The 21,135-nt window shown below is 57.5% G+C and carries 20 protein-coding genes; 15 read left to right on the forward strand and 5 right to left on the reverse strand.

Annotated elements, in window-relative coordinates; translation table 11 throughout:
* The first annotated feature begins 146 nt into the window (after positions 1 to 146).
* Positions 147 to 2,192 carry a 4Fe-4S binding protein gene (locus BLW66_RS14670; protein WP_244508663.1) on the forward strand — a complete coding sequence of 682 codons (2,046 nt, stop codon included), beginning with the start codon at positions 147 to 149 and terminating at the stop codon, positions 2,190 to 2,192.
* Positions 2,189 to 3,067 (forward strand): FAD:protein FMN transferase, encoded by an 879-nt coding sequence (locus tag BLW66_RS14675; RefSeq protein WP_089947910.1) that lies wholly within the window; start codon positions 2,189 to 2,191, stop codon positions 3,065 to 3,067. The genes BLW66_RS14670 and BLW66_RS14675 overlap by 4 nt, the downstream gene beginning before the upstream one ends.
* Positions 3,068 to 3,071: 4 nt before the next feature.
* On the opposite strand, the gene BLW66_RS14680 is transcribed toward BLW66_RS14675, so the two are convergent.
* Positions 3,072 to 3,938, reverse strand: a complete 867-nt coding sequence (locus tag BLW66_RS14680; protein ID WP_089947911.1) for a substrate-binding periplasmic protein — start codon at positions 3,936 to 3,938, stop codon at positions 3,072 to 3,074.
* Between the two features lie 30 nt (positions 3,939 to 3,968).
* On the reverse strand, positions 3,969 to 4,667 hold the full coding sequence (gene pedF / locus BLW66_RS14685; protein ID WP_089947912.1) for a cytochrome c-550 PedF: 699 nt from the start codon (positions 4,665 to 4,667) through the stop codon (positions 3,969 to 3,971).
* A gap of 146 nt (positions 4,668 to 4,813) precedes the next feature.
* Between pedF and BLW66_RS14690 the strand changes: the two genes are divergently transcribed.
* The 6 genes from BLW66_RS14690 to BLW66_RS14715 are packed head-to-tail and all read left to right on the forward strand — an operon-like array spanning position 4,814 to position 9,490.
* Complete coding sequence (locus BLW66_RS14690) at positions 4,814 to 5,989, forward strand: ABC transporter substrate-binding protein (protein WP_089947913.1); 1,176 nt, start codon at positions 4,814 to 4,816, stop codon at positions 5,987 to 5,989.
* Positions 5,986 to 6,957: a YVTN family beta-propeller repeat protein gene (locus tag BLW66_RS14695; protein ID WP_089947914.1), complete on the forward strand. Its 972-nt coding sequence runs from the start codon at positions 5,986 to 5,988 to the stop codon at positions 6,955 to 6,957. The genes BLW66_RS14690 and BLW66_RS14695 overlap by 4 nt, the downstream gene beginning before the upstream one ends.
* 42 nt (positions 6,958 to 6,999) lie before the next feature.
* A complete protein-coding gene (locus tag BLW66_RS14700) occupies positions 7,000 to 7,449 on the forward strand; it encodes a hypothetical protein (RefSeq protein WP_089947915.1) in 450 nt (149 codons plus the stop codon).
* Entirely contained in the window at positions 7,446 to 8,162 is a 717-nt protein-coding gene (locus tag BLW66_RS14705; protein ID WP_089947916.1) for an ABC transporter ATP-binding protein, read from the forward strand. Before BLW66_RS14700 ends, BLW66_RS14705 begins: the two co-directional genes overlap by 4 nt.
* Positions 8,159 to 8,950, forward strand: a complete 792-nt coding sequence (locus tag BLW66_RS14710) for an ABC transporter permease (protein ID WP_089947917.1) — start codon at positions 8,159 to 8,161, stop codon at positions 8,948 to 8,950. Before BLW66_RS14705 ends, BLW66_RS14710 begins: the two co-directional genes overlap by 4 nt.
* Positions 8,951 to 8,953: 3 nt before the next feature.
* On the forward strand, positions 8,954 to 9,490 hold the full coding sequence (locus tag BLW66_RS14715) for a tetratricopeptide repeat protein (RefSeq protein WP_089947918.1): 537 nt from the start codon (positions 8,954 to 8,956) through the stop codon (positions 9,488 to 9,490).
* On the opposite strand, the gene BLW66_RS14720 is transcribed toward BLW66_RS14715, so the two are convergent.
* Positions 9,430 to 10,110 carry an ABC transporter ATP-binding protein gene (locus BLW66_RS14720; RefSeq protein WP_244508664.1) on the reverse strand — a complete coding sequence of 227 codons (681 nt, stop codon included), beginning with the start codon at positions 10,108 to 10,110 and terminating at the stop codon, positions 9,430 to 9,432. The genes BLW66_RS14715 and BLW66_RS14720 overlap by 61 nt on opposite strands.
* A gap of 22 nt (positions 10,111 to 10,132) precedes the next feature.
* Positions 10,133 to 11,104 carry an ABC transporter substrate-binding protein gene (locus BLW66_RS14725; RefSeq protein ID WP_089947919.1) on the reverse strand — a complete coding sequence of 324 codons (972 nt, stop codon included), beginning with the start codon at positions 11,102 to 11,104 and terminating at the stop codon, positions 10,133 to 10,135.
* 273 nt (positions 11,105 to 11,377) lie between these two features.
* On the opposite strand from BLW66_RS14725, the gene BLW66_RS14730 reads away from it, so the two are divergent.
* The 3 genes from BLW66_RS14730 (at position 11,378) to BLW66_RS14740 (ending at position 15,758) form a co-directional block, all read left to right on the forward strand.
* Positions 11,378 to 13,150: a PQQ-dependent methanol/ethanol family dehydrogenase gene (locus tag BLW66_RS14730; RefSeq protein WP_089947920.1), complete on the forward strand. Its 1,773-nt coding sequence runs from the start codon at positions 11,378 to 11,380 to the stop codon at positions 13,148 to 13,150.
* Positions 13,151 to 13,288: 138 nt separating this feature from the next.
* Positions 13,289 to 14,092, forward strand: coding sequence for a carbon-nitrogen hydrolase family protein (locus BLW66_RS14735; protein ID WP_211664278.1), 804 nt, complete (start codon positions 13,289 to 13,291; stop codon positions 14,090 to 14,092).
* Positions 14,085 to 15,758: a flavin monoamine oxidase family protein gene (locus BLW66_RS14740; protein WP_089947922.1), complete on the forward strand. Its 1,674-nt coding sequence runs from the start codon at positions 14,085 to 14,087 to the stop codon at positions 15,756 to 15,758. Before BLW66_RS14735 ends, BLW66_RS14740 begins: the two co-directional genes overlap by 8 nt.
* 5 nt (positions 15,759 to 15,763) lie before the next feature.
* Here BLW66_RS14740 and hydA read toward each other — a convergent pair whose 3' ends face one another.
* The gene (gene hydA / locus BLW66_RS14745) at positions 15,764 to 17,161 is read right to left on the reverse strand and encodes a dihydropyrimidinase (protein WP_089947923.1); all 1,398 of its coding nucleotides are present in this window, start codon (positions 17,159 to 17,161) and stop codon (positions 15,764 to 15,766) included.
* 119 nt (positions 17,162 to 17,280) lie between these two features.
* Between hydA and BLW66_RS14750 the strand changes: the two genes are divergently transcribed.
* From BLW66_RS14750 to BLW66_RS14765, 4 genes are all read left to right on the forward strand, one after another.
* Positions 17,281 to 17,928 (forward strand): GntR family transcriptional regulator, encoded by a 648-nt coding sequence (locus BLW66_RS14750; protein ID WP_089947924.1) that lies wholly within the window; start codon positions 17,281 to 17,283, stop codon positions 17,926 to 17,928.
* A gap of 103 nt (positions 17,929 to 18,031) precedes the next feature.
* A complete protein-coding gene (locus tag BLW66_RS14755) occupies positions 18,032 to 18,433 on the forward strand; it encodes a VOC family protein (RefSeq protein ID WP_089947925.1) in 402 nt (133 codons plus the stop codon).
* 88 nt (positions 18,434 to 18,521) lie between these two features.
* Positions 18,522 to 20,075, forward strand: coding sequence for an ABC transporter substrate-binding protein (locus BLW66_RS14760; protein WP_089947926.1), 1,554 nt, complete (start codon positions 18,522 to 18,524; stop codon positions 20,073 to 20,075).
* Positions 20,076 to 20,158: 83 nt separating this feature from the next.
* Positions 20,159 to 21,124, forward strand: a complete 966-nt coding sequence (locus BLW66_RS14765) for an ABC transporter permease (RefSeq protein WP_089947927.1) — start codon at positions 20,159 to 20,161, stop codon at positions 21,122 to 21,124.
* Positions 21,125 to 21,135: the final 11 nt, after the last annotated feature.

Below are 21,135 nucleotides of genomic sequence, written 5' to 3' on the forward strand. Positions count from 1 at the left end.
GTGTCACGAAATGCCATAACTCCCCAAGCCAAATCCTCAGAGTGTGTACCTAAGTCGAATATCGTGGGCACGGGGGCGGGCCTACGCTTCTTGCCATGGGGGTAGGTGTCTCACTTCACAAGGCTCTTCTTGGAGCGCTTTTATGGATGTGCTTTGCGGCCACTTGCATCGCGCAACCACTACCGCGCGACGTGCTCGCGCCCTTCATCGCGCCCCCGATGTCGCTCGGCGAAAAGGTGAACGACGAAGGCGTGTGGCAGCTTTTGAACTCCGGCGGGACGCAGGCCGGATACGTATTCGAGACGGAGCCGATGGCCCCCCTTCCAGGGTTCTCTGGTGCAGCGATTAACGTGTTGGTTGTGTTGGACCTAGAGGGTCGCTTCCTTGACGTGCAGTTGATTTCGCACAATGAGCCGATTTTTGTGTCCGGCCTGCCGGAGAAGTTATTTTTCGATTTCTTCAAACAGTACCGCGGGCATTCCATATCGGATAGCTTAGTCGTCGGCTCCCCCTACGGGGCCGGCAGCGACGGGTCGGCGTTGGTCTATCTGGACGGGGTCACCAAAGGCACCGCATCAGTCCGGATTGCGCATGAAAGCATATTGGCCGCGACACTAAAGGTCGCCCGCGAGAAGATGAATGGCATCTCGACCGGCCCGCCAGCTTATCCGGATATGGACTACGTCGAGGAGTTGTCGTGGGACGATTTGGTCGCTGAAGGGATTGCTGCGCGAAAGACTGTTCTGAACCGCGATATCGACGCGATATTCGCGGGCACTTTGTGGGAGGACGATGATCCCGAGGCCAAGGAAAACCCCGACGCGCCATATCTGGATCTGTGGGTCATTGATCTGGGCGCACCTTCCATTGCGCAAGCCGTCCTGAGCGAAGGAGGACTGGAGGAGCTGCAACAATTCATGTCGATCTCGACGACGGATGAGCCCGTCTTGGTGATCGACACCGCACGTCATGGTCTGGTGACCGAGGATTTTGTGCGCAACACATCGCCTGACTTGATCAGCGCTGAGCAAGGCGGGTTCCCGATCGCCTTCCGCGACTCCGATATATACGTGGAGCTGAACGATGCCTTGCCAGACGCCCTACACGATGGCGCGGCACTGATTTTGCGCACGGACCGCAGGCTGGGGTTCGACCCGACGGCGGATTGGGTGTTGCGCATAAAGGCGCTGCGCAAGCACGGTTCCTTTCAGCCCGAGCTAGGCTCCGTCGATCTGGAACTCACCCATGCCACGCCGGAGCGGTTTTACGCACGTGTGGAGGCGGTGAAACCCGTGCCGCCATGGGTTGATGCCCTACGTAACCGTCAAGCGGACCTGATCGTGCTGGGCGTTTTTCTTACTGCACTTCTGGCCGTACTAGGGCTGCGACTAAACCGGCTTGCAGGGCACCGCCACTTTGCAGCGATACGGCTTGGGGTTTTGGCATTTGTGACGTGCTTCATTGGCTGGTGGGGGCAAGGCCAGTTGTCGATTGCCACGCCACTGGCGGTGGCGCGCACGGCGCTGGAGGGCGGGTCATATGCGTTTTTGTTGTACGATCCATTTTCGCTGGCGATCTGGGGCGTCACGATACTGGGCTTCGTCCTATGGGGACGCGGGTTGTTTTGCGGTTGGCTATGCCCGTTCGGTGCGCTTCAGGAGTTCGCGCATCACCTAGGCCGCATTTTGCGGCTGCCCCAGATCGAACCGTCACAGGTTTGGGACGGCCGCTTGAAGTGGATCAAATACGGGGTGCTTGCAGCGCTAGTTTTAATGTTGCTCACGGCCCCCGCACGGCTGGACAAAGCTATCGAGGTGGAGCCGTTCAAGACCGCTATAACGACATTTTTCCTGCGGGAATGGTATTACGTCGCCTATGCCGTCGGGTTGCTTGTGTTGTCGATGGTGCTGTTTAAAGGCTTCTGCCGCTACGTTTGCCCGCTGGGCGCAGTCATGGCTATCGGCGGACTTGTCCGTGGACAAGACTGGATAGAGCGCCGCGACGAATGTGGGTCTCCATGTCAGCTTTGCAAGGTGAAATGCAGTTACGGGGCGATCAAGAAAACCGGTGAGATCCAGTACTCGGAGTGCTTCCAATGTCTGGATTGCGTCACCATCCATGACGACAGAACGCAGTGCGTGCCGTTGATACTCGCCGCTAAACGCCGCCCTTCGGAGGTCGCTGCCGAATGACACTCACACGCCGCCGTTTCATGACCGTCTCCGCCGCCTTCGCCTGCGCGCCAAACGCCGCGCACGCCCACAGTTGGAAAGGCCGCGCATTTGGCGCGGACATTGCGATAACGATCAGGGGGGGCGCAGACGCTGCCGCAGCCTTGCGCGATGCGCGGCGGGTGATGTCGGAGGTGGAAGCCCTGTTTAACCTATACGATCCTTCCTCGGCCCTATCGCGACTGAATGCTGTTGGCCACCTTGAGGGGCCTGAACCGTGGTTTTTGGAGCTGATGACGGCCGCCGACCGCATCCACAAGCTGACCGACGGACTGTTCGACCCGACTGTGCAGCGGCTTTGGAAAGCGCGCGCGGCGGGACGGGTAGTGGGGGCCTCTGGCACGGGAGGAGACTGGGGAAAGGTTAAATTGGACGCCCGCCGTATTGTGCTGGGCAAGTCGCAAGCGCTAACGTTCAACGGTATCGCGCAGGGATTTGCGACGGATAAAGTCACAGAGGTTCTGCGCGCGCACGGTCTTGGCGATGTGCTGGTCAACATAGGGGAACACCGCGGCGTTGGTGGCCCTTGGCGCTTGGAGCTGAGTGACCCGGTCCACGGCTCTCTTGGCATGCGAACGCTGACAACCGGTGCCATAGCGACGTCCAGTCCGAACGCCACCCCCCTGCCCGGGGGGGGGCATATCGTCCACCCGACTGCGAGGCCACAGTGGTCGACGGTATCGGTAGAAGCGGCTTCGGCGGTTTTGGCCGATGGGCTGTCGACCGCCTTGGTTCTTGCCCCCTTGGAGTTGGTTAAACGGATAGTCTCGGAAGGGCAGATTTCGCGGGTCACATTGGTGGATCGTTCGGGTGACCTGACCACGTTTTCAGCGTGAAAGCCTATCTTTCCGGCGGTTGGAAGGTCAGGCCGTATTGGCCATAGATGTCGGCGATGCGGCCATCCTGTAACGCTGCGTTGATGGCATCGTCCACCGTGTAAGACAGCGGGCGGTAGCGAAAGTTTACCGCGACACCCAACGTCCATTTGCTGACGGCGAACCCTGCTAAAGGTGGTTGGTGGACAGAGGTTTTCGTGGTCAATCCGTGCTCTAGTTGCGCCAGTGGTCCCATCGCGGCCTTCGTCGCGCCGGCGTTCAGTGCCGCCATGGCGTCCACCATGTTCGGGAATCTCTGGATTTTCTGCGATAGCTGACCGCCTGCGAAAGAGGACAGGTAGAAGTCGGAAATTGAATCGTTCTCAACTGCGACAGGGTCAAACCTGAAATAAGCAGGGACCGGCTTTTCGTCGGGGTAGGCGGCCTTGCTATATGCAATCGCCACGGACTCTGCGGCGTATTGGCCCGTAAACACAACCTGCTCTACACGGCATTTGAAGCTGCTGTCGTAAGGAACTCGCATCATGACGTTAGAAATACGCCCGCCTATTAATGCGCCTTTCCAGATGTTGTTGCGTAGGTCCGACTCCAGGTTTTCCCCTGCGGAGACGAAGTTGAACCGCGCCTCTACGCCGATATCTTCAGCGATGATTTTTGCGATATCCACGTCAACGCCGCGTGGCTGTCCGGCGTCCTCCCAGCTGTAAGGGGGATAGTCTTCGTAGACGGCGAACAGCATGTGGCCTTGGTCTTGGATCACGTCCATTTCCTGCCCAACGATGTCACGGCCAACGTTTTGCGGCTTGGGCTGTAAGACATAGTCGGCGCATGGATCCGCCGCATAGACCTGTCCCGATAGGAACAGCCCCATGCAAAGGACAGTTTTTGTGAGGCCCGGCACCTAGTTCGCTGCGGAGAGACCGATGGTCAACGTCTCTGCCGCCGATTTGTAGGACGCTGGGGAGCCGTCGATCAGGTTGGCCGCGCGGAAAGCGACAGAGTCTGCAATCGGCGCGCCGGAGTACGTCTCGATGGTGCTGGCAATCTCACTCAGGCGGGACTTTAGCGCGTCCGCGTCCGCACCTGTTGCGTCTGTGGAGTAGCTGTTCAATTGGTCGCGCATCGCCATCAACTCTTCTGCCACGGTTTCCATCGCATCGGCGTCGGGACGGGTTTCGACGTATGTGCGGATTGCCCAAGCTGCGTCCTGGCCCAGCAATTCGCCAAACGCTGGCATTTTAGTGGTACCGTTTTGCGTGTAGCCTGTACGGAAGCGTTCCACGAACCATTCGTCGCCGTATTCCTCTGCTTCAAGGAACCGCAGGTCTGGGGCGAGGCCGCCGGACACCACTTCCAATCCGTGGCACCGTGCGCAATTTTGGTTGTATCCGGAGGCGCCAATCTCAATGGCTTTTAGCCAGACATCTTCGCCTACGGCATCTGCGCGGTATGGGTTCTCGGTCAGCCATTCCTCCCCTGTTTCAGGCAGGCCAGCGGTATCCACGGGCTGCGGGTTCACATCTCCATGGGCGTAGACAACGGTGCTGGCTGCAAGCACCAGACCGCCGGCCAAAATGCTCTTGAGTGATAGCTGTTTCATGCTGGTCCTCCCTAGACGCTATAGTCCTTTTCCAAGTTTGTAATCCAGCAGTTGCGGGGGGCGGTATTGGACTTTGGTTGCGGTCAGTGTGGCCCCCGACCAAAGTCTAGTTCGACGGGTCGCTTGCTGCTTGCTAGCCTATTTCTATGGTACGCAATCACATCATAGGAGCGTCGCTGCTTCTTGCCGCGACGGCTTCCGGATCGTCCGGTCTGGCAGAGCCGAACCTGACGGTCGGGTATCTGCGGGTTGAGGTGGCGCTTGCGCCAACGTTGTCCAACTTGGACCCAATCCCGGACGATATCGGGATCGCAGGCGCACGTACTGGTCTGAAAGACAACCAGACGACGGGCAAGTTTTTGGGTCACGAATATACGCTTAACACGCAAAGCGTGCCCGTGGATGGTGACGTGCTGGGTGCGGCCAAGGAAATGCTGGGGGCGTCGCCTTACCTAGTGCTGGACGCCCCCGCCGAGGTTTTGCTGCAGATTGCCGATCTACCCGATGCTGAGGGTGCGCTGCTGTTTAATACGTCTGCTGGCGACATTGCCCTGCGAGACGACGCGTGCCGCGTGAACCTTCTGCATAGTCTTCCGTCGGATGCGATGCGCACTGACGCTTTGGCGCAGGTTTATGTACAAAAGAGGTGGACTGATCTGGTGATGATCACCGGTACCGCGCCGCACGACAAAGCTTATGCTGATGCTATGCGTCGATCGTTGACCAAGTTTGGCCTCAAGCTTTCGGATGAAAAAGAGTGGGACGAAGCCGCAGACATGCGCCGCACCGCGTCCCAAGAAATACCGTTGTTTACCCAAAGCTTCGGCGACTACGACGCGATGATAGTGGCGGATGAGCTTCAGGATTTTGGCCGCTACGTGCTTTATAATACTTGGGCGGCACGTCCTGTCACGGGGTCGGAGGGGCTGTCCGCCGTCACTTGGTCACCTGTGATCGAGCAGTGGGGCGCCGCGCAATTGCAAAGCCGGTTTGCCGACCAGAACAACCGGGAAATGCGTAGTCAGGACTACGCCGCATGGGCGGCGCTTCGCACATTGGGGGAGGCCGTGACCCGTACAAATTCCGCAGAGGCCGAGGCGCTGCGCGGCTACATTTTCTCGGATGCGTTTGAGTTGGCGGGATTTAAAGGCCGCCCGCTGACGTACCGCGATTGGAATGGTCAGTTGCGCCAACCTATCGCGGTGGTTCACCCGCGGGCGCTGGTCGCACAAGCGCCGTTGGACGGTTTTTTGCACCAGACCAATGAGCTCGACAGTCTTGGGCTGGACCGCCCAGAAAGCAAATGTGAGGCATTCCGATGATCCTGAGCCGAAGTATCCGCACCGCTGGTTTGGCTGTGTTGTTGTCCACCACTGCCGGTTTGGCGGGGCAGATTTGGGTGACCAATGAAAAGGACGACACCGTGTCAGTAATCGACACGGACAGCCTGGAAGTGATCCAGACCTACGAGACCGGAGAGCGCCCACGCGGCATCACGTTCTCCAAGGATTACTCGCGGGTTTATATCTGCGCATCGGATAGTGACGCGGTTCAGGTTATGGACCCAGAAACGGGTGAAATTCTGCACGACTTGCCATCGGGCGAGGACCCAGAGCAATTCGTCCTCCATCCAGACGATACGCATTTGTACATTGCCAATGAAGACGATGCGATCACAACAGTGGTGAACACCCAGACCCGCAAAGTCGTGGCGCAAATAGATGTTGGGGTGGAGCCGGAAGGCATGGCTGTTTCGCCGGACGGTAAGATTGCCATCACTACGTCAGAGACCACTAACATGGCGCATTGGATTGACACGGAAACGCAGGAATTATTTGCGAACACATTGGTGGACAGTCGCCCGCGACACGCTGAATTCGCAAAAGATGGCACGCAGATGTGGGTCAGCTCCGAGATTGGGGGAACGTTGACCGTGTTCGACACCGCTACCCAAATGGAACAGGCCAAGATTACCTTTGAAGTTCAAGGCGTCCATCCTGACCGCGTACAGCCAGTGGGTTTTGAATTCACCAAAGGTGACAAGTTTGCATTTGTGGCCCTTGGCCCGTCGAACCACGTTGCCGTGGTAAATGCCGAAACCTTCGAGGTGGAGGACTACATTCTGGTGGGGCGGCGCGTGTGGCACATGGCGTTCAACGCGGACAAGACGCAGCTTTTCACCACCAATGGCGTGTCTGGTGATGTGACTGTCGTAGATGTCGCCTCGCGCAAGGCGGTCAAGTCAATCAAGGTGGGTCGCTTCCCATGGGGGGCGGCCTTTAGACCTTAACAAGTCATTAGATTTGCAATGATCAAAAGAAGGATTCCGACGATGATTACCGCTATTACGAAAGTGCTTAGCACTGCCCTTGTCGCCGCGTTCGCGCTCAGCGCGGCACCAGCATTGGCCGACGGCCTCGGGGCAGCCGGTTTGCTGTCGGGCAAGAATAAAGAAGACCTCCCCCCGATCAAACTGTCCTCGGGGGAGCCTATTTCGGAGGGCCCTTGGACTTTGAAGTCGGGAACCTACTACGAGTTTGAGATCATCGGCGACGGGTCGCAGGAACTGGCGCTTGCTGGCGCTGAATTTTTTCGTGCCATCTGGATTGACGAGATCGTTGTCGAAGGGTTGGAGATACGTCCGCTCGGCTTGGACAGCATCGAATTCGATGAAGCCGGAGAGATGGAAATAGGCTTTGTCGCGATCAAACCTGGCCGCTACCATATGAAAATTCCGGGCACAGAGGGCGAAACCCAACGGGTCGAAATTACGATTGAATGAACGGGATCGAGGTCGCCAATCTCGGATACGCATACGGTGCGAAGCGGGCGCTGGATGATGTCAGCTTCACCGTAAAGACGGGGCAGTTTTGCGCTTTGCTGGGCCCCAACGGGGCTGGCAAGTCGACGCTGTTTAACTTGCTGACACGGCTGTTTACGTCACCTGAAGGGCGGATCAGGATCGCGGGGCATGATTTGGCGACAGGGCCGCGTGCCGCATTAGCAAATCTTGGTATTGTATTTCAGCAATCGACATTGGACCTTGATCTAACGGTTCGACAGAACCTGAGCTATTTTGCGTCATTGCACGGAATATCCGGCAGAGATGCGGCACAGCGGATCGAGGCGTGTCTGCGCAAGTTGGATATGTTGGCAAGGGCTGACGAGAAGGCCCGATCCTTGAACGGCGGTCATAGGCGACGGGCGGAAATCGCGCGCGCGCTGATACATGATCCCGCTGTCTTGCTTCTGGATGAGCCGACAGTGGGCTTGGACGCCGCGGCGCGGGCGTCGATCACGGGGCACGTCCATGACCTCACCAGCGACGGCACGACCGTGCTTTGGGCAACGCATCTGACGGATGAGGTCGCACCTGACGATCAGCTGATCGTTTTGCACAACGCGCGTGTTTTGGCTGATGGCATTTGCCAAGACATGTGTGGTGACACGCCCTTGCAAGAGCGGTTTCTGGAACTGACGGGGGCGTCTGTATGAATGCCTACCTGACGTCCCTTTCGGCGATCGTCAAACGTGAGGCGCTGCGGTTCGTTCACCAACGCGAGCGCTTTATTGCGGCGCTTGTGCGCCCGTTGGTGTGGTTGCTGGTCTTCGCCGCTGGGTTTCGGGCGGCTTTGGGGCTCAGCATCATTCCCCCATACCAGACCTATATCACCTATGAGACATATATCGTACCGGGTTTGTGCGGCATGGTCTTGCTGTTCAACGGCATGCAGTCTTCGCTTAGCCTCGTGTATGATCGTGAAATGGGGTCGATGAAGCTGCTATTAACCAGCCCGTTGCCCCGCTGGTGGCTGTTGTTTTGCAAGCTAATCGGATCGACCGCGATCTCAGTTCTACAGGTCTACGCCTTTCTCGGCATAGCCGCTGCCTTCGGCATCACCATGCCCCTGATAGGCTATGTAACAGTGCTACCCGCTTTGGTCGTAGCGGGGGTGATGCTGGGGGCGCTGGGTTTGCTGTTATCGAGCTTCATCAAGCAGCTAGAAAACTTCTCTGGCGTCATGAATTTCGTGATCTTCCCAACGTTCTTTTTGTCATCCGCGCTATATCCGCTGTGGAAAATGGCAGAAAGCTCCGAGCTGCTATACAAAATCTGCGCGATCAACCCCTTCACTCAGGCGGTGGAGTTAATCCGCTTCGCGCTCTACGCCAACTTCAATGGGACCGCGCTGTTCTGGAGCCTGTCGGCTGCGGTCATTTTTACTTTTGTTGCGGTTTGGGGGTATAATCCCGCCCGTACAGGTTTAGCGAAGAGAGGATAGTTCATGAAGTTTATTGCAACGATTTTGTTTCTGACAACCTCACCGGCCTTGGCCCAGACTGGCGAAGAACTTGGTACTTTGAACCCCGAGGAAATGACTTGGGGGTCGATCACCGAACGTGCCCAACGGGGCGAGGTTGATATGAACATCTGCGCCAGTGGTTACGCGATAACCAAGGCGGGGAACCACAGCGCGGCTCGTGCAATCTTTGAAGCTTGCGCTGCGGCTGGCTACACTGGCGCTATGACGTGGATGAGCCAGTTGGACAACAACGGGTTAGGCGGCGAGTACGACCCTGATGCAGCGGCAGAGTGGGACCGGCGGGCAGCAGATGCGGGCGATCCGGTGGGTAAGTTCAACTACGGGCTGGACTTGATGCGTGGCCACGGTGTGGCACAAGACACGTCTCTTGGTCGCCAGTACGTAGACGAAGCCGCGAGTGACGGCCTGCAAATCGCCAAGCGGTTGCAAGGGGCAGGTTACGATTTGGACGAAGTCACCCCAGATGCCGATGACTGGAAGTACGCCCCATTGTTCTGAATATCGCGGGTGATCTGCGCAGGCGCGCCGCCCAATGTCACGATGCGGCTGGCTAGGCGTTGGGCTTCGGCTTCTACATGAGTGACCAATATTGTTGTTACGGTGTGAGCCGCACGGAGCTTGGCGAAGAGTTCCATCATGTCGTCCACTAAGGCCGGATCCAGCGACACGAACGGCTCATCCATAAGCAGCAGGTCAGGCTTTATCGCGAAGGCCCTTGCCAGAGACAGGCGTCGTTGTTGCCCTAGAGACAACGCGTTTGGAAAGTCTTGTGCGCGATCTGCCAGCCCTACGTTGGCAAGGGCCGATATCGCGTCACCAGGGGGTATGTTGCAAGCGATGCACAGATTGTCTTGCAGGGTGCGCCACGGCAAAAGTGTCGGCTCTTGGAAGACCATGGCGACCCGCCCAGCGACATGGCAGTTGCCATCGTAGCGATCTTCCAGCCCCGCGATGATCCGCAGAAGCGATGTTTTGCCGACACCGGACGGGCCGGTCAGCGCCACAGTCTCGGCCCTTGCGATGCTCAAGTCGAAAGCCCCCAAAACCTGAACGGCCCCGAGAGTGAGGCCGTTCAAGCGCAGGTCAAGTGCGTGACCCGCTTGGGAGAAGTTTGGCACAGTGGCTGCGTGTTGCAGTGGATTAACTCCCGCTTCGCAAGAATGTCCCCTTCGGCAATTCGGTAGTATCGCCCAGAAGTTCCTTGCCACCCAGTTGCACCATCAAGTCCAACATGCGTGCGGCGGCGTCTTCATCCACGGGGCCAGGGGCGGGGATTCCTGCGCGAAAGCCTGCTTTTAACGCTTCAAACTGCGCGTCAGTTTTCGCGTTCATTTTCGGGCGAAGGCGCTCCCATTCTGCGTCGTTCGTTGCAAGTAAATCCTTCGCAGCGCGCGATGCAGCGGCAAGCCCCTGAACCAACTCTGGAGCGTCGCGCAGCAATTCGCCTTTTACCACGTAACCTAGCAGGGGCGTATTCGGATCAAGACCTAGGTCTGCGGCGGCCTCTGTCACATCCACCAGCTTGCGCATGCCGGAGGCTTCCATTTTCGCCATGAAATGCCAGTAGTTGATCGCGGCGGACACTTCGCCGGACAGGGCGGATTTGAAGATGAGAGGCGGGGCGCCGTAGACCTGCTCGGTCTCCTCGCTCAGGTCCATGTTGAAGTTCTTCTCGGCGTAGGCCTGTAGAATAAGCCAGCTTTTGTCGAGCGGCCCGCCCGCAATCCCGATCTTTGCACCTTTGAGCTCGGCCAAGGTTTGCGCGGTGCTGTCTTTGCCGACCAGCACGCCACCTACGGCTTTAGAGTAGGGGATGAAGACGTAGTCTTTGCCAGCCGCGCGTTGGCGTGCAACCCAGAGCCAGTCGGACACGATCACGTCCGCTTCCCCGCCTTGGAACGCAACTTTTGCGGCTGACCCACCCGCCATGCCTTGCACGTCGAGCGTGAAACCGTTGTCCGCATCGAGGGCGTGATGCTTGATTGTGTTCAGCTCCCAATTGACGGTGCCGAACTTCAGGACCGCCGCGCGCAATGTTGGGGCCTCGGCCCAAGCGGTTGTCGTGATCAGCGCGGCGATGGCCGTCGCGACGAGTTTTTTCACAAGTGTCATATCTGCCTCCCTGTTGCGCTTAGAGTAGCCAAAACTTCCGACAGGGGAATACGACCAAAGGCCCGCCTAGAGCGCATGTGCTGCGCCGAGTCGGGCTGCCCAAAACGCCTTGAAAGCGTGCATGTCAAGGGGCTGAGGGTCTTACGACTAATGTTCAATATCTAGGTTGGGGCTTTGTACGAATACTGCTGAAGGGGACCAATTGCGCCTGTTTATTTGCGCGTTGGCCCGAACGGCATGCCCCGAGTTTGGGGCTCAGGGAGGAAACAACTTATGAACAGGTTCATCATCGCGGCCACGGCCAGCATGTTGGCAACCGCAGCATTTGCAGATGGCCACGGCGGCGTGACGGAAGAGATGCTTGCCAACGACACGGCATCTACGGGGGACGTTTTGACCAACGGGATGGGGCGGCATCTGCAGCGACATTCCCCCTTGGAAATCCTCAACAAGGAGAACGTGAAGAATTTGGTTCCCGCTTGGGCGTTCAGCCTAGGAGGGGAGAAACAGCGCGGTCAGGAAACACAGCCAATTGTGCATGACGGCGTGATGTATATCACCGGATCCTACAGCCGGATGTATGCGATTGATATTAAGACGGGCCAAGAGTTGTGGCAGTACGATGCCCGCTTGCCAGAGGGTATTTTGCCCTGCTGCGACGTGGTGAACCGCGGGGCTGCGATCTACGGCGAGAACATCTATTTCGGCACACTTGATGCGCGGATCGTCGCGTTGAACCAGAAAACCGGCGATGTTGTCTGGAACAAGAAAATTGCGGATTATAAGGCGGGGTATAGCTACACCGCCGCGCCGCTGATCGTGAACGGTTTGATCATCACGGGCAACTCCGGCGGCGAATTCGGCATTGTTGGTGAAGTCCAGGCGCGCAGCGCTGAGACTGGTGACATTGTTTGGACACGTCCCGTCATCGAGGGGCACATGGGCACCCTGAATGGCGAGGAAAGCACCATGACAGGGACGCTGAACGCGACCTGGCCGGGGGACATGTGGAAGACGGGTGGCGGTGCCACCTGGCTTGGCGGCTCTTACGATGCGGATACCGACACGCTGGTGTTCGGCACTGGCAACCCCGCGCCGTGGAACAGCCACCTACGGAACGCTGGCGCGCCCACAGAGGGCAATGTTGGCGATAACCTTTATGCGGCCTCTCGGCTGGGTATTGATCCCGCGACAGGTGAGATCAAATGGCACTATCAGACCACACCGCGCGAAGGCTGGGATTACGACGGCGTAAATGAGGTCGTGGCCTATGAGGATCGTTCCGGCAACAAGCGCTATGCGACGGCGGACCGAAACGGGTTCTTCTACGTCTTGAACCGTGAAGACGGCGCGTTCGTTTCGGCGGTGCCATTCGTCAAGGATATCACTTGGGCAGAGGGTATAGACGACACGGGCCGCCCGATCTTTGCGGAAGACAACCGCCCAGGCGATCCAAGTGCTGCGGCGGACGGTAAGAAAGGCGAGGTCGTGTTCTCTTCGCCGTCATTCCTTGGTGGCAAGAACTGGATGCCGATGGCGCACAGCCCCAAGACTGGCCTGTTTTATGTTCCCTCGAACGAATGGGGCATGGATATCTGGAACGAGCCTATCACCTACAAGAAAGGCGCGGCCTATCTGGGGTCGGGCTTCACGATCAAGCCAAACTACGACGATCACATTGGCAGCTTGAAGGCTATCGACCCTGACACAGGCGAAACCAAGTGGGAGTTCAAAAACAACGCACCCCTTTGGGGCGGCGTGATGACCACAGCCGGTGGTCTGGTATTCACTGGCACGCCGGAGGGTGAATTTATCGCCTTCGACGATGAGACGGGTGAGCAACTCTGGTCCTTCCAGACGGGCTCTGGTGTGATCGGCCAACCGATCACTTGGGAGCAGGACGGTGAGCAGTATGTGACCGTGATCTCAGGCTGGGGCGGCGCGGTTCCACTTTGGGGCGGTGAGGTCGCCAAAAAGGTGAACTACCTTAACCAAGGTGGGCTGCTGTGGACGTTCCGTTTGCCGGCACAGCTCGCGGCTAACTGATACCTGCGAAAAACTGGAGAGGCGCGCATCAGAAATGGTGCGCGCTTTTTCGTGACACTATCTTGGTTGAACATTTTTCATTTCCGTCGTTACCTTGCGCCAAGTTTCGAGGGGTGAGGGGCAATGAAGATCTGTTGCATGCAAGTGGCATCGCGACCGCTAGCCGTGTCCGAGAACATGGCGCGGCTCGAGCGCGCAGCGCGTGAGGCCAATGCGGAGGGATGCGATCTGCTGATCACGCCGGAGATGTATCTGACTGGTTACAACATCGGTGCGGACGAAGTGCATCGCTTGGCAGAACCTTTTGACGGCCCAAATGCGCAGCGCGTCGGTGAGATTGCAAAAGATACGGGCATTGGCATCTTGTTCGGCTATCCTGAGTTAGGTGAGGGTGACAGCGGTATTTTCAACGCAGTGCAACTGGTTGACGGGGCGGGGACCATGCGCGCACGTTACCGCAAAACCCACCTCTACGGGGATGTGGACCGCGCCCAGTTCTCCGCCGGCAAGGCCCGCTCAAATATTGTGGCATTCAAAGGCTGGAAGGTGGCTCTGGCGATCTGTTTTGATATCGAATTTCCAGAACTCGCCCGAGCTTATGCCTTAGATGGCGCTGACATTATCTTAACGCCTACCGCAAACATGATCCCATATGAGGGCGTCTCGAAGCGATTGGTCCCAGCCCGCGCAGAAGAAAACGGTCTTTTCGTTGTCTACGCGAATTACTGCGGGACGGAAGGCGGCTTTGACTACTGCGGGTTGTCTTGCATCTGTGGCCCCAACGGCGAGGATGTCGCACGGGCTGGTCAAGGCGAGGCGTTGCTTATGGCAAACATGAATCGCGCGGATGTTGCATCGGTGCGGCAAAACCTAAACTACCTGTCCGGTTTGAGGCCGGAGGTTTATGGCAACATCACAACTGGAGTTTCGAGCGATGACTGAAGCCGGACGGCCAATCCCAGACGTGACCGCATTTGGTCCAGACTTCACGTTCTCGTTTGATGATTGGATCAATAGCCCTGATGGCATCGGGACCGTCCCCGCGCAAAGTCACGGGCGTAAGGTCGCTATTATCGGGGCTGGTATCTCGGGGATCGTTTCAGCCTATGAATTGATGAAGCTGGGCTTGCGCCCAGTTGTCTACGAGTCGGGCCAGTTTGGTGGGCGGCTGCGGAGCCAGCAGTTTGAAGGCTCCAGCACCGCGATCGCTGAATTGGGCGGTATGCGCTTTCCGATCTCGTCTACTGCGTTCTACCGCTACGTGGACAAGCTGGGTATTGAGACGCGTCCCTTTCCGAACCCACTAACCACAGCTGCGGGATCAACGGTTATCGATCTGGCAGGAGAGACGCTCTACGCGGAAACGATTGATGACCTGCCGCCGTTGTTCCGAGAAGTGGGTGATGCCTACAACCGCGCGTTGGAAGATCATGCCCAATTCGGCGCGTTGCAGGCGGCGATTAAAAACCGCGACGCAGCACTGGTAAAGGAGCTGTGGAACCCGATTGTACGCGAATGGGACGACCGTAGTTTCTATGATTTCATCGCGTCGTCTGATGCGTTCAAAAAGCTGTCGTTCAGGCACCGCGAAGTCTTCGGTCAGGTCGGTTTTGGCACGGGCGGCTGGGACAGTGATTTCCCAAACTCGATGCTGGAAATTTTACGCGTAAACCTGTTGGGTCTCGACGACGATCAGCGTTTCATGGTGGGCGGCGTGGAGCAGGTTCCGCGTGGTTTGTGGACCCGTGCGCCGCGAAATCTTATGCATTGGCCTAAGGGTACCACACTTGAGAAGCTACACGGTGGCTCCACTTTGCCGGGGGTCGTGAAGGTGCACCGTGAGGGCACGGACGGGCAGTTTGTGATTACTGACAGATGGGGCCGCAGCGAGAAATACGACGCAATTATCAGCACCTGTCAAAGTTGGCTGATGACTACGTCGATGGACTTTGAAGAACGTCTGCTGAGCCAAAAAATGTGGATGGCGCTGGACCGCACACGTTATATGCAGTCGTCCAAAACCTTTGTGATGGTAGACCGACCGTTCTGGCGTGACCGCGACCCGAAAACGGGCCGAGAAGTGATGAGTGTGACGCTGACGGACCGGATGACGCGGGGCACCTATTTGTTCGAGAACGGCCCGAATGAACCTGCGGTAATCTGCCTGACCTATTCGTGGATGTCCGATGCGCTCAAGATGGAGCCGCTGTCGGTGGAGAAACGGGTGGAACTTGCCTTGGACTCGCTGCGCAAGATTTACCCCGACGTTGATATCGCCAAGCACATCGTCGGCAACCCCATTACTGTGAGCTGGGAGAGTGACGAGAACTTTCTAGGGGCGTTCAAGGGGGCGTTGCCTGGCCACTACAGATACAACCACCGGATGTATGGGCACTTCGTGCAATCCGAGATGCCAGCAGAGCAGCGCGGGCTATTCCTTGCGGGAGACGGTATCAGTTGGACGCCTGCGTGGGTTGAAGGCGCGGTCCAGACGGCATTGAACGCCGTCTGGGGGGTGATGAACCACATGGGCGGGCAGTCCTCTAAATCAAATCCCGGCCCCGGTGATGCTTATGCGGAACACGGCCCGATTGATCTGGGCGATTAGGAATGTCAGGCGGTGGGGGGCGCCATTTTTAGCCACGCGCCACTGCCTGCAACCCCTTCAAATTCAGTGTCGCGCACGATGACGCGCCCACCCGACACAACCGTGACGGGCATCCCAGTGACGGTTGTTCCTTCAAAAGGGTTGTAGCCGACGTTGTCGCTAAGGTCGTTGGTGCCATAGGTTTTGGTAAGGGTCTGATCCCATATCGCGATGTCTGCGTCGTAGCCTTCCGCGATCAAGCCCTTGCCGTGCAAGCCAAACGCCTTGGCGGGTGCCGTCGCGGTGAGGTCGACGAAAGCTTCCAACGTTGCGCGGCCCTTACTCACCATTGCGTCGAACATAAGCGGAAGGCGTGTTTCCAACCCTGGCATCCCGTTGGCGATTTTATTGAACGGCGCGTCCGTGCCATGCGCAAACTTTCCGCTGGCGTCCATGCGGTAGGGGGCGTGGTCGGATGTCACCAGTTCAATCGTGCCATCGGCGATGGCATCCCAGAGCGCGTTTTGGTCGCCGACGGTTCTTTGCGGCGGGGAGCACATGAAACGGGCGGGGTCGCGGCTTTCCAATATGTCGACGGTCATGAACAAGTAATGCGGGCAGGTTTCGGCTTGCACGTTTATGCCGCGCGCACGGGCTTGCCGCACTATCTCCGCGCCCTCGCGGGTGGAGACGTGGAAGATCACCACTCGCGCGCCGGTAAATTCGGCGAAACGACACATCCGTTCGATGGCTTCGATCTCCGCCTCCCGCGGGTGGGAGGCGGCGTGGTACTTGGGCGCAGTCCTTCCTTCTGCCAGCAGTTTCTCCGTCATGTTACGGATCAGCCCATCGTTCTCAGCATGAAAACACACGACCGCGCCGTCACGCTTGGCCACATCCAGAATGTCGAGGATGGATTTATCGTCTTGGCGCACCTTGTCGTAAGTCGTGAAAATCTTGATGGAGCGGTGCCCCTGCGCAATCAGCTGCGGAATGTCTTCCGACAGGTTGCCGTTGCTAGTGTCTGCGACGATCATGTGGAAGGCGTGGTCAATAACAGCGCCCTTGCGGGCCAACGCTCTGTAGTCTGCCACGACTTGGCGCATTCGCTGACCGGGATGTTGCGCGGCGAAGGACACGGTCGTCGTTGTGCCGCCCAAGGCCGCTGAACGGGTCGCGGTCTCGAATGTATCGGCGTTCATCAGTCCTGCGCCGGAAATCTGCTCGATATGGCAATGCGTATCCACACCGCCTGGCAGCACGTAACGTCCGGTGGCGTCGATCTGGCGCTTGCTAGCGCGGGACAGAGATGTCGCGATTTCTGCAATTTTGCCGTCCACGATGCCGATGTCGACTTTTTGCACGCCTTGCAAAGTAACGACGGTGCCGCCATGGATAGTTAAGTCGAAGTGGGAGTTCTGCATTGCGGCCTCGAAGCTAAGATTTTGAAAGTTGATATACCGAGTGTATACCGTTTACAAAGTATTGAAAGACGATGCGCGTAAATTGACCGAAAGGTTTGGCGCTTGGAGGAGGAATTGTGATGGCCGACGCAGTGCAGACATTGGGAGACTCTACCTTCGAGCGGATGAAGGCCATGATTTTGGATGGAACGCTAGAGCCGGGAGCGCGATTGAGCGAGAAGAAATTCGCAGATCACTTGGGCGTTTCCCGTACGCCAGTGCGCGAAGCTATCGGGCAGTTGATCAGCGAAGGCCTTGCGGTCAGGGGGGCAGGCGGCACTCCGGTGGTAAATAGCGTGTCGCTGGGCGACATCATGGAAATACTGCATGTGCGAAGCTTGCTGGAGTGTGAAGCTGCAAGGAAAGCAGCGATTTCAGGCCAATCCGACGAGGAAATAAAGGTACTTCGCGTTGAGGTTGCGGCTATACTCGAAGGCCCGCCGCCTAGTGCTGCAGAGCATACCGCGCTAGATATGAAGCTTCATTTCGCCATTGCGCGCATGGCGGGGTCAAAGCTGCTGATCGAATTGATCGAGGGGCTAAAGACTAAAACGCGGATGTACGACCAAGGGTCGATACCCGATCGCCTTATTCCAGGGTGCCATGAACATTTGGCGATTATCGACGCGATTACGGCCAAAGCGCCGGAGCAGGCGGCGGCAGCGATGAAAGAGCACCTAGCAAATGTGCGCGCGGCGATTATAGCGCACATTTATCACCCATTTTGAAAACTCCTGCCGGGCGCAGTCAGTTTTTCTGACCGTCATTCTTGACTCTGCATACTATGTGTATACCATTTGCATACCAATTATGTAGATTACGGGATACACTATGACCGCGCAGACAGCCCAGCGGCCAACGGACGGCATCGTTCTGGCCATCACCTTCCAGTATTACCGCGATCTCCCTAAGGCGATGACCTTCTACGAGGATATCTTGGGCTTTGATCTGGCGATTGATCAGGGGTGGTCCAAAATCTACCGCATTGATGGTCAGGCGCATATTGGCTTGGTCGATGAGGCGCGGGGCATGCAAAACTGGGCGGAAGCGAAGACCGTTCAGATTTGTCTCAGGGTACCCGACGTGGATGCGTGGCATGCGTGGGCTGCCGCAAATGATGTGGACGGGCTGACCGCCCCGCGCGACAGCGAAGAATTGGGCATACGAGCGTTCGTGATGAATGACCCCGAAGGCTATCAGATTGAAGTGCAAACGGCGAAGCCGGGCCACTGACCAAAAATCTCCGAAACTAACAACTAAGAGGGTCGGTAAACCGGCTCCGACGACTGTTCACTTGATTTACCAACACAGAGGAGTTTCCATGAAATATCTATCTCACACAGCGCTGCGTGCAGGGGCTGTTGGCGTCGCCATCGCAGCCGCCGGTGCCGCATTTGCGCAGGATAAATCCGTGATGATTGGTCTGACATCAGACCCAAGCCACCTGTACCCGCTCGCGGGGGAGGAGCTGTCATCGAATATCATGTATTACCATCTCTACGACCCTTTGGTGAAGCGAGGGGCCGACCTGTCGTTCGGGCCAGGCCTTGCTGAAAGCTGGGAAAACGTGGATGAGATCACATGGCGCTTCAAGCTGCGCCAAGGCGTGACGTTCCACAACGGCAACGCCTTCACTGCAGCGGACGTGGTCTACACCGTCAATAAGGCCCGCGAGTCGATCCGGCCTGATTTGGTGGCAAATGTGGCCTCTGTGACTGCAGTTGATGACTACACGGTCGAGATCAAGACACCGAAACCCTACGCTGTGTTGCCAAATGATCTGGCCGAACTGCTTATCCTTGATGAGGAGTACACCACCGCTACCGGCGACGAGAAGATGGATTTGATGCCTATGGGCACGGGTCCGTACAAGTTGGGCGAATGGATCAAGGAAGAGAAGCTGACCCTGACCGCCAATGACGGTTATTGGGCGGGTGAGCCGAAGATCAAGAACGTCACGTTCCGCCCCATCACAAATCCCGCGACCCGCACCGCAGCGCTGCTGACGGGGGAAGTGGATGTCATTCAAGACTTGGCCGTGCGCGATGTTGACCGCGTCAAAAAGGAAGACGGCTACAGCGTCGTGACGCGGCCAAGCTTGCTGAACGTTGTGCTTGCGATGGACATGCGTGAGCAGTCCCCGACCATCGAGGGCAAGAACCCGATGACGGACCAGCGCGTACGCGAAGCTATTGCACGGGCCGTGGACGTTAATGCGATCAACAAGATCGTCATGAACGGTCTGGCCACTCCAAGTGACCAGTTCGTGCCATCGTCGCATATCGGCTACGTTGACGGGATGAGCTTCCGCGAGATGTATCCGCTGGATATCGAAAAGGCCAAAGCGCTGATGGCGGATGCGGGCTATCCTGACGGCTTCACCATGACGTTGGATGCAACCAACAACCGTTACGTCAACGATGCGCAGATTGCGCAGGCTTTGGCCTCTATGTTGGCCAAAATCGGGGTGACGTTGGAGCTGAACATCATGCCGAAATCGAACTTCTGGGGCCACATTCGCGTGCCGACCGAGAACTCCAGCTTCATCATGAGCGGCTGGGATGTTCCAGCAGGCGATGCCGGCTCGATGTACGGCGCGCTGTTCTACACGCGCGACAAGAAGGACGGCTACGGTCAGGTTAACCGCGGGTCCTACTCGAACGCGGAGATGGACGCACTTGTCGACAAGGCGGACTCCACCCCCGATGTGGAGCAGCGTGATGCCTACCTTCAGGAGGCGACTAAGATTCTGATGGCGGACATCCCGATGATCCCTGTTCACTATGAGCAAGACATCTACGCCGTGCGGGATGGCGTGACACTGGTGCCTCGCGTGGACAAGTTCCTGTGGGCCTATGACATGGACGTCGACTGATATCGCATAACCGCGAGCCCCTGGCGGACAAGCCGCCGGGGGCAAAGGTTTCCTACTAATTTGCGCAAGACGGGCCTCACCTTATGTTCGGATATCTGCTGAAACGACTGATACAAATGACTCTGGTGCTATGGGTCGTGTCGGTCATCGTGTTCTTGATGATGAGTTTCACCGGTGATCCGGTTTTCATGGTCGTCCCTATTGATGCGACCGATTCCGAGATCGCCCAAGCACGCCGGCTGTTGGGATTAGATCAGTCCCCGTTGGTTCAGTACTGGCGGTTCCTGACCAGTCTGGTGCAGGGCGACTTCGGTCAATCCTACGTATTCCGTCAACCCGCGATGACCCTGATCTTGGAGCGGTTGCCCGCGACTGTGGAAATGGTGCTGGTGGCTATGGTTATGGCTGTCGCCGTGGCCATCCCGCTTGGTGTTTATGCAGGGGCCAACCCTGAAGGGCGCCTGAGCCGCACGATCATGGCGGGATCATTGCTAGGTATTTCCCTTCCCGGTTTTTGGGTAGGCATGGTGTTGATCTACCTTTTTGCCGTCCATTGGGGGGTGTTCCCGTCCTCCGGTCGTGGTGACACGGCGGAGCTATTCGGTCTGCGCATCAGTCTGCTGACGTGGGATGGGTGGCATCACATCATTTTGCCCGCTGTGACGCTCTCCCTTGGGACGATGGCAATTCTGCTTCGTATGACGCGGGCGGGTATGATGGAGGTCGGGCGGCAGGACTTTATGAAGTTCGCCCGCGCCAAAGGTGCCACACGCCACGACGTGCTTTACAAGCATGGGCTGAAAAATGCGCTGATCCCAGTCGTGACAATCTTCGGTCTGCAACTCGGGGACCTTATTGCCTTTGCAACTATCACCGAGACGATCTTCTCGTGGCCCGGCATGGGTAAGCTGTTGATCGATTCCATATATCGCGCGGACCGTCCGGTGATCGTTGTCTATCTGATGCTGGTAGCGCTGATTTTTGTCGTGATCAATTTTCTCGTCGACCTCGTCTATACGCTGATCGACCCGCGTATTTCGTTGAAATGAGGGCCCCACAG

The sequence above is a fragment of the Litoreibacter albidus genome (assembly GCF_900107015.1).
Lineage (GTDB): Bacteria > Pseudomonadota > Alphaproteobacteria > Rhodobacterales > Rhodobacteraceae > Litoreibacter > Litoreibacter albidus.

What these genes read in the sequence shown, in the direction of transcription:
- hydA (WP_089947923.1), bottom strand. Translation starts at nt 17,161, where the DNA reads ATGCAGAACTCCCACTTCGACTTAACTATCCATGGCGGCACCGTCGTT.
- BLW66_RS14680 (WP_089947911.1), bottom strand. Translation starts at nt 3,938, where the DNA reads ATGGGGCTGTTCCTATCGGGACAGGTCTATGCGGCGGATCCATGCGCC.
- pedF (WP_089947912.1), bottom strand. Translation starts at nt 4,667, where the DNA reads ATGAAACAGCTATCACTCAAGAGCATTTTGGCCGGCGGTCTGGTGCTT.
- BLW66_RS14740 (WP_089947922.1), top strand. Translation starts at nt 14,085, where the DNA reads ATGACTGAAGCCGGACGGCCAATCCCAGACGTGACCGCATTTGGTCCA.
- BLW66_RS14670 (WP_244508663.1), top strand. Translation starts at nt 147, where the DNA reads ATGTGCTTTGCGGCCACTTGCATCGCGCAACCACTACCGCGCGACGTG.
- BLW66_RS14705 (WP_089947916.1), top strand. Translation starts at nt 7,446, where the DNA reads ATGAACGGGATCGAGGTCGCCAATCTCGGATACGCATACGGTGCGAAG.
- BLW66_RS14675 (WP_089947910.1), top strand. Translation starts at nt 2,189, where the DNA reads ATGACACTCACACGCCGCCGTTTCATGACCGTCTCCGCCGCCTTCGCC.
- BLW66_RS14700 (WP_089947915.1), top strand. Translation starts at nt 7,000, where the DNA reads ATGATTACCGCTATTACGAAAGTGCTTAGCACTGCCCTTGTCGCCGCG.
- BLW66_RS14765 (WP_089947927.1), top strand. Translation starts at nt 20,159, where the DNA reads ATGTTCGGATATCTGCTGAAACGACTGATACAAATGACTCTGGTGCTA.
- BLW66_RS14730 (WP_089947920.1), top strand. Translation starts at nt 11,378, where the DNA reads ATGAACAGGTTCATCATCGCGGCCACGGCCAGCATGTTGGCAACCGCA.
- BLW66_RS14695 (WP_089947914.1), top strand. Translation starts at nt 5,986, where the DNA reads ATGATCCTGAGCCGAAGTATCCGCACCGCTGGTTTGGCTGTGTTGTTG.
- BLW66_RS14760 (WP_089947926.1), top strand. Translation starts at nt 18,522, where the DNA reads ATGAAATATCTATCTCACACAGCGCTGCGTGCAGGGGCTGTTGGCGTC.
- BLW66_RS14750 (WP_089947924.1), top strand. Translation starts at nt 17,281, where the DNA reads ATGGCCGACGCAGTGCAGACATTGGGAGACTCTACCTTCGAGCGGATG.
- BLW66_RS14735 (WP_211664278.1), top strand. Translation starts at nt 13,289, where the DNA reads ATGCAAGTGGCATCGCGACCGCTAGCCGTGTCCGAGAACATGGCGCGG.
- BLW66_RS14755 (WP_089947925.1), top strand. Translation starts at nt 18,032, where the DNA reads ATGACCGCGCAGACAGCCCAGCGGCCAACGGACGGCATCGTTCTGGCC.
- BLW66_RS14725 (WP_089947919.1), bottom strand. Translation starts at nt 11,104, where the DNA reads ATGACACTTGTGAAAAAACTCGTCGCGACGGCCATCGCCGCGCTGATC.
- BLW66_RS14715 (WP_089947918.1), top strand. Translation starts at nt 8,954, where the DNA reads ATGAAGTTTATTGCAACGATTTTGTTTCTGACAACCTCACCGGCCTTG.
- BLW66_RS14710 (WP_089947917.1), top strand. Translation starts at nt 8,159, where the DNA reads ATGAATGCCTACCTGACGTCCCTTTCGGCGATCGTCAAACGTGAGGCG.
- BLW66_RS14690 (WP_089947913.1), top strand. Translation starts at nt 4,814, where the DNA reads ATGGTACGCAATCACATCATAGGAGCGTCGCTGCTTCTTGCCGCGACG.